We start from the raw sequence: 15,044 nt of genomic DNA, 5'->3' as shown, positions 1-15,044 counted from the left end.
CATGCGCCGACGCACTCTTCTTGCGAGCATGGCCGGAGGGCTGATCGCCGCCGGCGCGACCCCCGCCCTCGCCACCGGAGCCCGCCGTGTCCTGCACGTCCGCCCCGGCGACTCCCTCCAGACGGCCGTCGACGCGGTGACCGGCCCCGGCTGGACCATCGTCGTCCACCCGGGCACCTACCGCGAGGTCGTCAACATCCCCGCCAGCAAAGGGGAGTTGACCCTGCGCGGGGCCTGCCGCGACCCACGCGCCGCCGTCCTCGTCCACGACAACGCCAACGGGACGCAGAGGCCCGACGGTTCGGGCACCTACGGCACCGCGGGCTCCGCCACCTTCACCTCCGCCGCGCCCGGACTCACCGTCCGCGACCTCACCCTCGCCAACGACTGGCTGCGCGCCGACCACCCCGAGATCACCGGCACCCAGGCCGTGGCCGCCTATGTCACCGGCGACCGCACGCACTTCGAGAACGTCCGCCTCCTCGCCCACCAGGACACCCTCTTCGCGGACACCACCGCGCTGGACGCCTTCGACCGGCAGTACTTCCACCGCTGCTACATCGAGGGCGACGTCGACTTCGTCTTCGGGCGGGGCCGGACGGTCTTCGACGCCTGCCACTTCCACACGCTCCAGCGGGACGTGACCTTCACCCCCAAGGGCATGGTCTTCGCCCCGGCCACCGCCCGGGCCAACCCCTACGGGTTCCTCGCCCTGCGCGGCCGGATCACCTCCGGCGCCGAGGACGCGGCGTACAAGATCGCCCGGCCCTGGGTGCCGTCGTACGAGACGACCGCCTGGCCCTCGCTGGTCGTGCGGGACACCTGGATCGGCCCCGGGATCGACGCCGTAACCCCTTACGTCAACATGCGCGACGCCTACCCCTGGCAGACCATGCGATTCAGAGAGCACGCCAACTCCGGGCCGGGCGCGGTGACAACGGTTCCCGAAAACCGTCCGCAACTGACCGCCGAAGAGGCGGCCACGCACACCCGGCGCACCTATCTCGGGGACTGGCAGCCCTATGGCCGCCCATGACCCGGCGGCGCTGGGGCGGCGGGCGTTCGTGGCCGGGACCGGGGCCGCGCTGCTGGCGGGAGGAGCCGCCGCCACACCCGCACAGGCCGCCGTCGTGGACGGTCCGTTGCCCGACTTCCACCCCGCCCTCAAGGCCGCGCTGACCTTCCCCCTGGCCTGGGGGAACTCCCCGATCCGCGACTTCCGCGCCTGGCGCCGGGCCGCCCGCGCCAAGGTCGAGGAACTGCTGATCGTCGGCAGGGTGGACCCGGACCGGACCCCGTACGCCCCCGAGTTCAGCGGGCGGCAGCAACAGGACGGCTACACCGGGGAGTTGGTGACCCTCTCCCTCACCCACCACGAACGCGTCCGCGCCGTGCTCCTCACCCCGGACGGCCCCGGCCCCTTCCCGGCCGTGCTCCTGCTGCACGACCACGGGGCGAAGTTCGACATCGGGAAGGAGAAGCTGGTCCGTCCCTGGTACGACGACACCCGGCTCGCCTCGGCGCAAGGCTGGTCGCAGCGGTACTTCAGCGGACGGTTCGTCGGCGACGAGCTGGCCCGGCGCGGATATGTCGTGCTCTGCGCGGACGCCCTCGGCTGGGGCGACCGCGGCCCCCTCGGCTACGACCAACAGCAGGCCCTCGCCTCCAACTTCTACAACCTCGGCTCCTCGCTCGCCGGACTCATGGCCCGCGAGGACGCCCGTGCCGCCGGATTCCTGGCCGGCCTCGACCGGGTCGACCCGGGCAGGATCGCGGCCGTCGGGTTCTCCATGGGCGCCTTCCGCGCCTGGCAGACGGCCGCGCTCAGCGACGACCTCGCGGCCGCGGCGGCCGTCTGCTGGATGACCGGCCTCAAGGAAATGATGGCGCCCGGCAACAACACCCTGCGCGGGCAGTCCTCGTACTACCTGCTCCACCCGGGGCTTCCCCGGTTCCTCGACTTCCCCGACGTGGCGAGCATCGCCGCACCCAGGCCGATGCTGTTCTTCGACGGCGGACTCGATCCGCTGTTCCCCGCCGACGGTGTCCGCAGCGCCCACGAGAAGCTGCGCGCCGTCTGGCGCTCCCGTCACGCCGAGGGGCGGTTGCATCTGAAGACCTGGCCCGACCTCGGCCATGTCTTCGTCGACCGCATGCAGGACGAGGTCTTCACCTGGCTCGACTCCGTCCTGTTGTGAATCACCCTCCCCGCCCGTACGAGAAAGGACCGCACTCCATGTCTCGTCGTACCGCTCTCAGCGCTCTCGCCGCCCTCACCCTGGGCGCCGGACTCGCCGTCGTCCTCCCCACCCAGGCGCAGGCCGCGACCGTGGTCGTCAGTAACTCGACCGACCTCTCCAACGCCATCAAGAACGCCACCGCAGGCACCGTCATCCAGGTCCGCGCCGGCACCTACTACCCGACGGCCACCCTCCAGTCCACGGCCAACGGCACCTCCTCCTCGCCGATCACGCTCACCGCGTACGGCTCGGAGACGGTGAAGATCGACGGCTCGTCGCTCCCCGACGGCGACTGGATCTTCAAGCTGACCGCCGACTACTGGAACGTCTCCAACCTGACCTTCCAGAACTCCCCGGACAGCGCGGTCGTCTGCCAGTCCTGCACCGGCACCAACTGGAACAACATCAAGACCATCAACGGCGGCGACTCCGGTTTCACCCTCACCGGAGACGGGACCGTGAACAACACGGTCAAGAACATCGACTCCTACGGCCACTACGACGCCGCGAACCACGGCGAGAACGCCGACGGCATCGCCGTGAAGTACGGCTCCGGCACCGGCAACCTCATCACCGGCGCCCGCCTCTACAACAACTCGGACGACGGACTGGACTTCTGGTCCTTCTCGTCGCCCGTCACCGTCGAGCACACCTGGTCCTTCGGAAACGGCGTCAACCGCTGGTCGGACTCGGCCTTCGCGGGCGACGGCAACGGCTACAAGCTGGGCGGCGACGGCGAGGTCGTCGCGCACGTCGTCAACAACTCGGCCGCCTGGGGCAACGCCGGAAACGGTTTCACCGAGAACTCCAACACCGGCGCGATCGTCATCAACCGCACCACCGCCTACGCCAACAGCAAGTGGGGCTACTACTTCGCCACCGGCTCCGCAAAGCTCGGCAAGAACCTGGCGGTGAGCAACGGCGGCGGCTCGGTCAGCAAGGGCTCGAGCGTCACCTCGGCCGGCAACAACTGGGACTCCGGCATCGCGACGCCGTCCTTCATCTCCACGGACGCGTCGACGACGTACAACGCCCGCAGCTCCAGCGGCACCCTGCCGACGACGAACTTCCTCAAGACGGGCTCGACGACCATCGGCGCCACGATGGACTGACCAGTCGTCCACCCACCGGGGCGCTTGACCCGATTTTTGCCTGTGAAGGAGGTATCGATCAGGCAACGGGTCTCGCGCCCACCGGGGTGACGCGCGTAGAACCTCTGTCATGCATAAGCCACTGCGTATCGCGGCCATTGCCGCCGCGTGTGCCGTCGCCGGTGCCGGCCTCTACGGCGCCGGGGCGGCCACGGCCGGCCAGTCCACCGCGAACAGCACCCACGAGCCCTACAACATCGGGCTCCTGGTCAAGGACATCGACACCTACTACGGCACCACTGTCGACGCCAACGGCGTCTACCAGGCGTCCACGAGCAGCCAGTACGCCAAGGACCTGGCGAAGCTCGACAAGGCCGCCAAGCAGCAGATCGACAAGGCGGCCCGCAAGGCGCTGAAGAAGGGCGACAAGCCCGCGGTCGTCTTCGACATCGACGACACGCTGCTGCTCAGCCTCGACTACGAGAAGAAGACCAACTACACGTACAACTCGACCACTTGGGCCGACTACGTGAACAAGGCCGACCGCCCGGGCGTCTTCGGCAGCGCCGAGCTGGTCCGGTACGCCGAGGCCAAGGGCGTCGAGGTCTTCTACAACTCGGGCCTGTCCGAGGCGCAGCGCTCCGCGGCCGTCGCGAACCTGAACAAGATCGGCGCCGATGTGAACCTCGACGCCGACCATGTGTTCCTCAAGGACAAGGCCAACCCGCCGTCCTACCTCAGCGCCTGCGCCACGCCGGGCACCTGGACCTGCACGACCGTGCAGTACAAGTCCGGCACCCGCAAGCACATCGAGCAGGACCTCGGGTACGACATCGTCGCCAACTTCGGTGACCAGTACTCGGACCTCGAGGGCGGCTACGCCGACAAGACGTACAAGCTCCCGAACCCGACGTACTTCGTCAGCTAGTTCTTCCTGGCCGGCTTGATCCCCTCCAGGGTCGGCAGCACCGGCAGAATCGATCCGTCGGCCGCGAACTCCATGCGGTCGACGGTCGTCTCGCGGTGCATGCCGTCCCCGCCCGCCTTGCCGGGCCCGTTCAGGGCGAACCGGTGGTAGACGATGTACCAGTCGTCGGTGCCCGGCGTGTTCACCACGGAGTGATGGCCGGTGGCGAGGATGCCGTACTCGGGACGCTTGGACAGGATCGTCCCCCTCTTGGTCCACGGGCCGAGCGGGGACGGTCCCGTCGCGTAGGCGACGTGGTAGTTCTCGCTGCGGGTGTCGTCCTCGGACCACATGAAGTAGTACGTGCCCTTCCGCTCGACCACGAAGGACCCCTCGCGGAAGTTCTCCGGGGTGATGTCCTGCACCTTCGCCGGGTCGAACGACACCATGTCGTCGTTGAGCGGCACGACATACCCGTGCCCGTTGCCCCAGTACAGATACGCCTGCCCGTCGTCGTCCGTGAAGACCGCCGGATCGATCATCTGGCCGCTCCACGCACCGCCCTTCGCCACCAGCGGCTTGCCCAGAGCGTCCGTGAAGGGACCGGCGGGGGAGTCCGCCACCGCGACGCCGATCTGCTGCTCGGCGCAGAAGTAGAAGTAGTACCTGCCGTCCCGCTCGGCGATGGCGGGCGCCCACGCGTACTTGTCCGCCCAGGCGATGTCCGGACCGAGGTCCAGGATGACGCCGTGGTCCTTCCAGTGGACGAGGTCCTTCGACGAGTACGCCTTGAACCGGGTGCCGCCCCAGCCCTGGAAGCCGTCCGTCGTCGGGTAGATCCAGTACTCGCCGTTCAGATAGTGCACGTCAGGGTCGGCGTTGAGCCCTGGCAGGACGGGACTTCCGGTCCGAACCGCCTCCACCGTCCAGGTGCGCTCGGTGCCGTCGGCGGACGTCACGGTGTACGTCTGCGGCTTGCGGAAGTCGCGGCGGGTACCGGACCCGGGGCTCACCGAGGCGCCCTCGCCGACCCACAGCTGCGGGGCCAGCCGCGAGAGGTCCGCGCCGGGCCGCATCGGCAGGACGACCTTCGAGGAGGCCTCCGTGACGACGGCGTACCCCTTCTGGTCCTTCGCCGTCGCGTCCACGACCGACGTCGGAGTGCTCGGGTAGGCCGCCAGCAGCCGGTCGTACTCGGCCTGCGTGACCGGAAGTACCGTGCCGTGGCGGGGACTTGCGGGCAACTGGTAGTCGCTCGACAGGGTCCAGCGGCCCGAGTCGAGGTCGGCCGTCTCGAAGGGGACGTAGCCGCGGCCGCCGTACTCGTCGATGAACAGGTACCACTTCTCCTCGGTGTTGGACTTGAAGACCGTCGGCCCCTCGCCCCGGCTGATCGAGCCGCTGCCGATGCAGTCCGCGACGAAGTCGTACTGCGTCGAGGTGAGGCTCGTCGACTTCTCTCCGGTGATGAACTTGGAGCAGGGGGAGCTGGAGGTCGGGTCCCGTTCGTCCTTCGTGTAGCGGTAGTAACTGTCCTTGTGCTTCACGACCGTCGAGTCGATGACCGAGTAGCCCGGGTCGTCCCAGACCTTCGGCGCGCTGAAGGCACGGAAGTCCTTCGTCGTCGCGTACAGCATCTTGTTGTACGTCGAGCCGGTGTGCTCGGGGTCGTCGTCGGCGTACAGCTTGGACGCCCAGAAGACGACGTACTCGCCGCGGCTGTCGTCCCAATAGGCCTCCGGGGCCCAGGTGTTGCCCGCGTTGTCGGGGGCCACCTGCACCAGCCGCTGGTCGGTCCAGTGGACCAGGTCGGTCGACTCCCAGATCATGATCGACTTGCTGCCGTGGCGCTGGACATGGTCCCAGTCGCCGCTGCTGTACCGGTACATCCTGAGGTCGGTGGCGATGAGGAAGAACCTGTCGCCCTCGGGGGAGCGGATCACGAACGGATCGCGCAGGCCCTTCTCACCGACGGTCGAGGTCAGGACCGGGCTGCCGCCGTTCAACTCCCGCCAGTGCAACGGGTCGTTGCCCCGGCTGAGCGCGTAGCGGATCTGCTCGCCGTCGGCCGTTCCCTCGCCGGTGAAGTAGGCGAAGAGATAGCCGGCGTACTTCGGGTGGGTCACGGGCGGGGCTCCGGAGGTCGCGGTGCTGGGCGGGGCGGTGAGGAGGGTGAGGAAGACGAGGAACAGTGCCAGGAGCAGTGTGCGGACGGTACCCAGGCGGCGCATGACACATCCTGTGTGAGTGTGGGGGTTTCCGGGTGTTTCCGGGGTGTTCCAGGGTTTCTCTTGGGTGTTTCTGTGGGGTGTGGTGCCTTCGGAGTGTCACCAGTGGAAGACGGGGCGTCAATCGGTGGGGGCAGGGCGGGAAGGGAGCGAAAGTTTCGATCTCTTTCGCCGGACGCGGCAACCCTTTCCCGGCCTGGCGGCGACTGGTGTGCGGAAACGGGCCGGGGCGGCCCCTCCGGCCCGTTTCCTTCCAGCACCCTCAGCGAAAGGAACGCCCCGTGCGCTTGAGCACCGGACGCCACCGCAGAACGCGCACCCTGTCGATCGCCGCCGCGGTGGCCGTCTCCGCGGGGGCGGGCGGCGTCTACCTCGGTCTGTCCAACGGCGGCGCGGAGGCCGCCTCTTCGACGGTCACGGTGTCCACCACCGCGCAGCTCGAGTCGGCCGTGAAGAACGCGACGGCCGGCACCGTCATCCAGGTCCGCGCGGGCACGTACTACCCGACGGCCACCCTCAAGTCGACGGCCAGCGGCACCGGTTCGGCCCGTATCACCCTTCAGGCCTACGGCAGCGAGAAGGTGAAGATCGACGGCTCCAAGCTGCCCGCCGGCTCCTGGCTCGCCGGGATCTACGGCAGCTACTGGACCGTCCAGAACCTCACCTTCCAGTCCTCCCCGGCCCAGGGGTTCGTCGTCACCTCGTCGACCGGCGGCATCTTCAAGAACCTGGTCACCGCGAACAACGGAGACTCCGGGTTCACGCTCCGCGGCGACAACACGGTCGGCAACCTCGTGCAGAACCTGGACAGTTACGGCAACTACGACGCCGCCGGGCACGGGCAGAACGCCGACGGCATCGCCGTCAAGTTCGGCTCCGGGACCGGCAACCGGATCACGGGCGCACGCCTCTACAACAACTCGGACGACGGGCTCGACCTGTGGCAGTTCTCCACCTCGGTCACCATCGACCACTCGTGGGCCTTCGGCAACGGGAAGAACCGGTGGAGCGACAGCGCGTTCGAGGGGAACGGCAACGGGTTCAAGCTGGGCGGCGGGGGAGTCGCGGTGGCTCACGTCGTCAACAACAACGCGGCCTGGGACAACACGCTGAACGGGTTCACCGAGAACTCCAACACCGGGGCGATCGTCCTCAACCGCAACACCGCGTACGCCAACGCGGAGGCGGGTTTCTACTTCGCCACGGGTAAGGCCCGGCTGGCCCGGAACCTTGCGGTCGGCAACAAGGGCGGGTTGTCCAAGTTGGGGTCGGGCGCGGTCTCCGCGGCCAACAACTGGGACGGCGGGGTGTCGACGCCGGCGTTCAAGTCGACGGACGCGACTTCCGCGTACGCCGGGCGCGGATCGGGCGGGTCGTTGCCGACGACGACGTTTCTCACCACCGGGTCCACGACCATCGGATCCACCATGAACTGACGGACATCCGACTCGGCGCCGGACGCCGCCGCCCCCTGCTCACCGGAGCGATGAGCAGGGGGCGGGGCGCACGGCCCAGGCCGCCCAGGGCGAACCGGGAGCCCGAGAGCGTGAGCAGCAGCTACTTGTAGGTGATGGCGGACGACGCGAACTTGCAGGTCTTTCCGTCCGCGCCCGTGCCGATCTCGGTCGGCTCCTTGCCGCTGCTGTTGCCCTTGAAGCGGACGCACGTCTTGGTCTTCTTCTTGGGGTCGCCCTGGATACGGATCTTCGACAGGGTGGCCGTGTCGCCGTAGTTGGCGTTGACGCCGACGATCGCCTTCAGGGGCGCCACGACGTCGATGTCGCTCAGCACGATCGTGCGCTTGACTTGCGTCTTGCAGTTGCCGCAGGAGCGCACCAGCTTGCCGGAGTTCTCGACCCGGAAACCGGTGACGGTCAGCTTGCCGGCGCCGTTGAACTGCAGCACCTTGTCGTCGGCGTTCTTCGCACCGCCGCCGATGACCCGGTAGACGGACGAGGCGGACTTGCCCTTGAAGCTGGCCGCGTCCTCACCGACGTCCAGCCACCACACGTTCTGCAGCGTGCAGGAGCCCTTGCAGTGGACGCCGTCCGCGGCCGGGGTTCCGATGATCACGTTCTTCAGGACCGCGCCGTCGGCCAGCTCGAAGATCGCGCCCTGCGACTCGTCCTGGTCGGAGGTGCCGAGCGCGCCCGAGCCGTAGAACTTCCTCAGCTTGCCGTCGTAGGTCCCCGACACCTTGATCGTCGAGGAGACCGCCTTGCTGCCCTTGGCCGTCGGCCAGACGGACGCGGCGCCCGCCGTGGACAGCAGCGTCGTGGTGACGATCGCCGCGCCGGTGATGCCCAGGGCGGTGGACCCCGCGATCAGCGCCCGCCGACGGGTGAGCCTGCGGCGGTGCCGGACGCGCGGCTGTGCTGGAGCAGCAGTCATGTACCGAATCCTCAAGTGCGTGGTGACTCTTGCGCCTTGTGGTCGTCACCGGTGAGGAAAGGGTTGCCGCGGTTTCAGAAGTTTTTCAGGAGTCGCCCTCGTCGCTCTCGTGGGAGGCGAAGTCGCCGCCCACGGAACCCTGTTGCTTGTCCGAGGTGCCGGTGGCCGCGTACGTGTCGTCCTTCGCGTCGCGACCGCCGCGGTCGTGGTCGTACTGCCCGGCGAACACCCACTCGCCCACGGGGACCGTACGGCCCTCCTTGAGCACCCAGGTGTAGACCAGGAAGCCGTCCTGCTCGGCCACCGTGAACGTGAAGTCGCCCTCGGGCAGTGAGCGCCAGGCGCCGGCCGACGAGACACCGCCGGTCTGCGCGACCTTCAACTGCACGGTGAGCTCGGTGAGCACCTCGGACGACTTCAGCGTGATGTTGCTCTGCGCCCAGAAGTCGTTGCTGTGCGGGTCGACCGAGCCGTCCGACCAGAGCGGGCCGTCCTCCTCGTCGCTGGTGCCCGGCAGCAGCGTGGCCGCGGGCGCGGAGGGCGTCGCGGCGGAGCTCTTCGGCGCGGAGGTGCTCGGCTGCACCGGGTCCTTCGCGCCCGTGCCGGCACTCGGCGTGACCTTCGGCGAGGCCGGCGGGCGGCTCGTCGCGTCCGGGGACTCGACCGGCGGCGAGGAGACGGAGACCGTCTGCTGCGCCGGGGTGGTGTCGTCCTTCACCGCGGAGGCCACCGCGTAGCCGCCGATCGCCAGCATGCCCGCGACCGCCGCCGTGGCGCCGACGATCCGCGTCCAGCCCCACAGGGCCGGGCGGGTCGCCCGGTGATCGAACCGGTCCTGCCCCTGTGCCTGCCCCGCCATGCCGCGCTCGACCCGGGCCAGGATGCGCGCCCGGTCGGGCTCGTGCGCCTCGGCCGCCTCGTGCAGCCGGGCGCGCAGTTCGTCGTGCACGTCCCGCTGCATCGTCATCGGTCCCTTCCTCCGGTCTGACCGGTGCGTACCATCGCAGGCACCTTGAGCGGAGTTCCCTTGGCGCCGAGCAGCTTCTGCAACTCGGCCATCCCCTTCGAGGTCTGGCTCTTCACCGTACCCACCGAGACCCCCAGGGCGAGCGCGGTGTCCTTCTCCGAGAGGTCGAAGGCGTGCCGGAGCACCACACAGGCCCGTTTGCGGAACGGAAGTCTACGCAGCGCGGACTGTACGTCCACCACGCCCGCGACGTCGGGGTTCTCCGTCTTCTCCTCGCGCTGCGACCAGAACAGCGCGATCCTGCGGCGCTCACGGACGGCGCTGCGGATGCGGGTGCGGGCGAGGTTGGCGACGACACCGCGGGCGTACGCCACCGGATGGTCGGCCGCCCGCACCCGGTCCCAGCGGTTCCACAGCGCGAGGAGCGCGTCCGCCGCCAGGTCGTCGGCGGCGTCGGCCTCACCGGTCAGCAGGTGGGCGAGCCGGGACAGCTCGGCGTAGTGGCGGTCGAAGAAGGCATGGAATTCCACGGAGGCGGCGTCGTCGACGACTGTGCCCACGGGTGACCTCTTCTCGCGTGACTGTGCATGTCATGTGGATGACCTGCGGATTTCCCGGGTAGGAGCCGGGCGAGATCCGGAAGCGTAGCAGTGATCCAACTCCTGGATTGGTACGGGGGTTCGAACATCGTGTGACCTCGGGAAGCTGCGTGGGGGCCCGATTCCGTAACACGGCGAAAACCTGAAGACGGTTCAACAAGGGAACAATCCAGCCAGCATCCGCACACAGATCATCCAGGCACCTAGGAGTACCAGCCATGTCCGAGACGAAGAAGGCGGCCGACCGGCCAACTGCCCCGCCACCTGCGGTGAACAGCGTCGACCGGTTCTTCAGGATCTCCGAGCGAGGATCCACCTTCGGCCGGGAGATACGCGGCGGTTTCGCCACGTTCTTCACCATGGCCTACATCCTTGTCCTGAACCCGATCATCCTGGGCAGCGCCAAGGACAAGTTCGGGCACCAGCTCGACGCCGTCCAACTCACCACCGCCACCGCCCTGGTGGCCGCGGTCATGACGATCATCATGGGCGTCGCCGGCAACCTGCCCCTCGCGCTCGCCGCGGGCCTCGGCCTCAACGCGGTCGTCGCCTTCCAGATCGCCCCGCTGATGAGCTGGGACGACGCGATGGGTCTCATCGTGCTGGAGGGTCTGCTGATCTGCGTGCTGGTGGTGACCGGTCTGCGCGAGGCCGTCATGCACGCCATCCCGCAGGCGTTGAAGCAGGCGATCAGCGTCGGCATCGGCCTGTTCATCGCCTTCATCGGCTTTGTCGACGCCGGCTTCGTCACCCGTATCCCCGACGTCGCGGGCACGACCGTCCCCGTGCAGCTCGGCGGCACCGGCACCCTCTCGGGCTGGCCGGTCCTGGTCTTCTGCCTCGGCGTGCTGCTGACCGTCGGCCTGCTCGCCCGCAAGGTCAGGGGCGCGATCCTGATCAGCATCGTCACCATGACGGTGCTCGCGATCGTCATCAACTCGATCGCCGACATCAAGTCCTGGGGCCTGACGACGCCGTCCTTGCCGGACAAGATCGTCGACACCCCGGACTTCGGGCTCCTCGGCCACTTCAGCCTGTTCGGCGCGTTCGGCGAGACCGGCGCCGTCACCGTCGTCCTGCTGGTCTTCACGCTCGTGCTGTCCGACTTCTTCGACACCATGGGCACCGTCGTCGGCATCAGCGCCGAGGCCGGACTCCTCGACGACAAGGGGCAGGTGCCCAACCTCGGCCGCGTGCTGCTCATCGACGGCGCGGCGGCGGTCGCGGGCGGCGCGGCCTCCTCGTCCTCCGCGACCTCCTACATCGAGTCGGCGGCCGGCGTCGGCGAGGGTTCGCGCACCGGCTTCTCCAACCTGGTCACCGGCGGTCTGTTCGCCCTCGCCCTGTTCCTGACGCCGATCCTCACCATCGTCCCGCTCCAGGCGGCCGCCCCGGCCCTGGTCGCCGTCGGCTTCCTGATGATGACCCAGGTCAAGAACATCGACTGGGACAAGTACGAGATCGCCATCCCGGCGTTCCTGACCATCGCCGTGATGCCGTTCACGTACTCGATCACCAACGGCATCGGCGCGGGCTTCGTCGCCTACGTCCTCATCAAGACCGTGCTCGGCAAGGCGAAGGAGGTCCACTGGCTGCTGTGGGGGGCTTCGGCGCTGTTCGTCGTGTACTTCGCGATCGACCCGATCGAGCAGGTTCTCGGCGTGAAGTGAGGTTCTGAGGCAGTGAGGTGAGGGGCGGCTTCCGGAAGGGGCCGCCCCTCACGTCTACTTCTCCAGCGCCGCCTTCATCATGGCTTTTGCCACCGGGGCCGCCAGGCCGTTGCCGCTCACCTCTGAGCGGGCCGCGTCCGACTGCTCGACCACGACCGCCACGGCCACCTGCTTGTCGGAGGAGTCGGACTTCCCGTACGACGTGAACCAGGCGTACGGAGCCTTGCTGTTGTTCTCGCCGTTCTGGGCCGTGCCCGTCTTCCCGCCGACGGTGACGCCGTTGATGATCGCGTTCGTGCCCGTGCCCTTCTCGACGACCGTCTGCATCGCCGACTGCAACTGCTCGGCGGTGGAGGAGCTGACGATCTGCGTGGTCGACGCCTCGTCGTCGTAGTCCGTCAGGACATCGCCGCTGCCGTTGGTGATCTGCGAGACCATGTGCGGCGAGACCAGCTTGCCGCCGTTGGCTATGGCGGCCGACACCATCGCCATCTGCAGCGGGGTCGCCGTCACGTCGAACTGGCCGATGCCGGTCAGGGCCGTGGACGACTCGTCCATGTCGGACGGGTACACGCTCGGGTACGCGCGCACCGGCACGTCCTGGCTCTCGTCGTTGAAGCCGAACTTCTCGGCCATCGCCTTGACCTTGTCCTGCCCGAGCTCGACGGCCATGTGCGCGAACACGTTGTTGCAGGAGTACTGCAGCGCGACCCGGATCGTGGCGTTCTCACAGGGCGCGGACGTGTTCTCGTTCGCCAGGACCGTCCGTGTGCCCGGCAGGGTGTACGGGTCCTCGCTGTCGGTCTTCTCGTCCACCGACGAGTACAGCCCGTCCTCCAGCGCGGCCGCCGCCACCACCAGCTTGAACGTCGAGCCCGGGGCCAGCGGCTGGCGCAGCGCCCGGTTGGTGAGCGGCTTGTCGGAGTCCGCGTTCAGCGACTTCCAGGCCGTCCCGGCGGTGTTGGCGTCGGTGAGCGACGAGGGGTCGTACGACGGCGTCGACACGACCGCGAGGATCTGGCCGGTCGTCGGGTCGATCGCGACGGCCGCGCCCTTCTTGTCCCCGAGCGCGTCGTACGCGGCCTTCTGCACGTCCGGATCGATCGTGGTGATCACGTTGCCCGGGTCGGCCCGCTTGTTCGTGACCGTGTCCAGCACGGTCTTCAGACGGGTGTCCGTGCCGTTGAGCAGGTCCGCGTAGATGCCCTCCAGCTGGGTCGGGGCGTAGCTCTGCGAGGCGTAGCCCGTCACCGCCGCGTACAGCTCGCCGTCCGTGTACGTGCGCTTGTATCTGAGGTCGCCGCTGGTCGTGGCGGCCGAGCCGGTGACCGCCTCTCCGGCCACGATGATGTTCCCCAGCGGCTCCGAGTACGTCTCGATCGCGTTGCGCCGGTTGTCTGTGTCGTCCGCGAGCGCCTGTGCCTCGTAGAACTGCACCCAGGTCGCCCGGAGCAGCAGGGCGAACACCAGCAGCAGCGCGAAGACCGAGGCGCGCCTGATCGTCTTGTTCATTGCGAACAGAAGGACGAACGGGCGGGAACGGTTCGTTCCCGCCCGCCCGTTTTCTCATCGTCCGTTCATCTGACCATCAGGGCGTCTGCGGCCGGTTCAGCTCTCCAGGCGCAGCACGATCTCCTCGATCTCCGCCCCGCGCGCGTTCGCGTACCCGGCGGCCCGGGCGGTGGCGCGGAAGCCGCACTTCTCCAGGACGCGCAGCGAACCGGCGTTGTCGGCGGCCGCCCGCGCGAACAGCGGACGCTCCGGGACTTCGGCGACCAGCGCCGCCAGCGCGGCCGTGGCGATGCCCTGGCCCCAGTACGCCCGGTCCACCCAGTACGTCACCTCGCGCTCGCCCGGCTCCCCGTACACCGCCGCGCTGCCGACGACGTCCCCGTCGGCCAGGATCGTGCGCAGCACGGCGGACGAGGCGCGGATCTTTTCCCAGTGGGTGTCGAAGGCGTCCCGGTCGGCCGGGTCCTGCGGGGTGAAGGCGGCCATCCGCAGGGCCTCGGGGTCGTTTTGCTGACGGTAGAACACCGGCAGGTCGCTGTCGTGTACTCGACGCAGATCGATCAGCATGCCTCAGAGCCTACGGGTCGCCAGTGTCAGCCGGTCGCGCGCGTCGAACAGGGCGTCCTTGACCATCTGCTCGTGCGCCGGCGTGAGCCGCGCGACCGGCACCGAGCAGCTGATCGCGTCCCGGGCCGGGGTGCGGTACGGGATCGCCACACCGAAGCAGCGCAGGCCCAGGGTGTTCTCCTCGCGGTCCACCGCGAAGCCCTGGTCACGGACCTGGTGGAGCTCCTCGATGAGCTTCTCCCGGTCGGTGATGGTGTGCTCGGTCAGCGCCGGCAGCGTCTCCGGGAGCATCTTGCGGACCTGCTCGTCGGGATACGTGCTCAGCAGCGCCTTGCCGAGGGAGGTGGAGTGCGCGGGGAGCCGGCGGCCGACCCGGGTGAAGGGACGCAGGTAGTGCTGGGACTGGCGGGTGGCGAGGTAGACGACGTTCGTGCCGTCGAGCCGCGCCAGGTGGATCGTCTCCGTCGTGTCGTCCGAGAGCCGGTCCAGGGTCGGCCGGGCCGCCGCGACCACCTCGTCGCCGTCGATGTACGACGTGCCGACGAGCAGCGCCCGTACGCCGATGCCGTACCGCGTGCCCGTCGCGTCCGTCTCGACCCAGCCGAGCTCGACGAGCGTGCGCAGCAACATGTAGAGACTGGATTTCGGATATCCGACGGCCTCCTGGACCGACGCGAGGGAATGCATTCCGGGGCGGCCGGCGAAGTATTCCAGCAGCTCAACCGTCCGCACTGCGGACTTGACCTGCGCTCCGCCCCCCGTCTCGCCAGCCGACATCGCCCTTGACCCCTTCGTTCGACGGGAAATACGCTCCGACAGCATATTCATCATCAGAGACAGCGTTCAGTATATCGAACGACCCTGGTGAATGA

At 68.6% G+C, this 15,044-nt stretch carries 13 protein-coding genes; 6 read left to right on the top strand and 7 right to left on the bottom strand.

Going from position 1 to position 15,044, the window contains the following annotated elements; all coding sequences use genetic code 11:
• The first annotated feature begins 1 nt into the window (after position 1).
• The 4 genes from ABZ725_RS36465 to ABZ725_RS36450 all read left to right on the top strand — a co-directional run bounded on the left by ABZ725_RS36465 (position 2) and on the right by ABZ725_RS36450 (position 4,259).
• Positions 2–1,036 (top strand): pectinesterase family protein, encoded by a 1,035-nt coding sequence (locus tag ABZ725_RS36465; protein WP_358806695.1) that lies wholly within the window; start codon positions 2–4, stop codon positions 1,034–1,036.
• Positions 1,023–2,198, top strand: a complete 1,176-nt coding sequence (locus ABZ725_RS36460; RefSeq protein WP_358806694.1) for a dienelactone hydrolase family protein — start codon at positions 1,023–1,025, stop codon at positions 2,196–2,198. Before ABZ725_RS36465 ends, ABZ725_RS36460 begins: the two co-directional genes overlap by 14 nt.
• Positions 2,199–2,236: 38 nt before the next feature.
• On the top strand, positions 2,237–3,352 hold the full coding sequence (locus tag ABZ725_RS36455) for a chondroitinase-B domain-containing protein (protein ID WP_358806693.1): 1,116 nt from the start codon (positions 2,237–2,239) through the stop codon (positions 3,350–3,352).
• Positions 3,353–3,461: 109 nt separating this feature from the next.
• A complete protein-coding gene (locus ABZ725_RS36450; RefSeq protein ID WP_358806692.1) occupies positions 3,462–4,259 on the top strand; it encodes an HAD family acid phosphatase in 798 nt (265 codons plus the stop codon).
• Here ABZ725_RS36450 and ABZ725_RS36445 read toward each other — a convergent pair.
• Positions 4,256–6,469, bottom strand: a complete 2,214-nt coding sequence (locus tag ABZ725_RS36445) for a family 43 glycosylhydrolase (protein WP_358806691.1) — start codon at positions 6,467–6,469, stop codon at positions 4,256–4,258. The genes ABZ725_RS36450 and ABZ725_RS36445 overlap by 4 nt on opposite strands.
• A 278-nt stretch (positions 6,470–6,747) precedes the next feature.
• Here ABZ725_RS36445 and ABZ725_RS36440 point away from each other — a divergent pair, with 278 nt between their 5' ends.
• Positions 6,748–7,902 (top strand): right-handed parallel beta-helix repeat-containing protein, encoded by a 1,155-nt coding sequence (locus tag ABZ725_RS36440; protein ID WP_358806690.1) that lies wholly within the window; start codon positions 6,748–6,750, stop codon positions 7,900–7,902.
• Between the two features lie 121 nt (positions 7,903–8,023).
• Here ABZ725_RS36440 and ABZ725_RS36435 read toward each other — a convergent pair whose 3' ends face one another.
• The 3 genes from ABZ725_RS36435 to ABZ725_RS36425 form a co-directional block, all read right to left on the bottom strand.
• Complete coding sequence (locus ABZ725_RS36435) at positions 8,024–8,857, bottom strand: pectate lyase (protein WP_358806689.1); 834 nt, start codon at positions 8,855–8,857, stop codon at positions 8,024–8,026.
• A gap of 85 nt (positions 8,858–8,942) precedes the next feature.
• The gene (locus ABZ725_RS36430; protein WP_358806688.1) at positions 8,943–9,824 is read right to left on the bottom strand and encodes a hypothetical protein; all 882 of its coding nucleotides are present in this window, start codon (positions 9,822–9,824) and stop codon (positions 8,943–8,945) included.
• Positions 9,821–10,384, bottom strand: a complete 564-nt coding sequence (locus tag ABZ725_RS36425) for a SigE family RNA polymerase sigma factor (RefSeq protein WP_351908427.1) — start codon at positions 10,382–10,384, stop codon at positions 9,821–9,823. The genes ABZ725_RS36430 and ABZ725_RS36425 overlap by 4 nt, the downstream gene beginning before the upstream one ends.
• Positions 10,385–10,641: 257 nt before the next feature.
• Between ABZ725_RS36425 and ABZ725_RS36420 the strand changes: the two genes are divergently transcribed.
• Positions 10,642–12,093: an NCS2 family permease gene (locus ABZ725_RS36420; protein WP_358806687.1), complete on the top strand. Its 1,452-nt coding sequence runs from the start codon at positions 10,642–10,644 to the stop codon at positions 12,091–12,093.
• A 54-nt stretch (positions 12,094–12,147) separates the two neighbouring features.
• On the opposite strand, the gene ABZ725_RS36415 is transcribed toward ABZ725_RS36420, so the two are convergent.
• The 3 genes from ABZ725_RS36415 to ABZ725_RS36405 form a co-directional block, all read right to left on the bottom strand.
• Positions 12,148–13,605, bottom strand: coding sequence for a penicillin-binding transpeptidase domain-containing protein (locus ABZ725_RS36415; RefSeq protein ID WP_358806686.1), 1,458 nt, complete (start codon positions 13,603–13,605; stop codon positions 12,148–12,150).
• A gap of 96 nt (positions 13,606–13,701) precedes the next feature.
• Positions 13,702–14,172, bottom strand: coding sequence for a GNAT family N-acetyltransferase (locus ABZ725_RS36410; RefSeq protein WP_358806685.1), 471 nt, complete (start codon positions 14,170–14,172; stop codon positions 13,702–13,704).
• A 3-nt stretch (positions 14,173–14,175) separates the two neighbouring features.
• Positions 14,176–14,949: an IclR family transcriptional regulator gene (locus tag ABZ725_RS36405; RefSeq protein ID WP_358806684.1), complete on the bottom strand. Its 774-nt coding sequence runs from the start codon at positions 14,947–14,949 to the stop codon at positions 14,176–14,178.
• Between the last annotated feature and the right edge of the window lie 95 nt (positions 14,950–15,044).

The organism is Streptomyces sp. NPDC006872 (assembly GCF_040635845.1).
In the GTDB taxonomy this organism is placed as follows: domain Bacteria; phylum Actinomycetota; class Actinomycetes; order Streptomycetales; family Streptomycetaceae; genus Streptomyces.
This window is presented reverse-complemented; position numbering and strand designations above follow the sequence as displayed.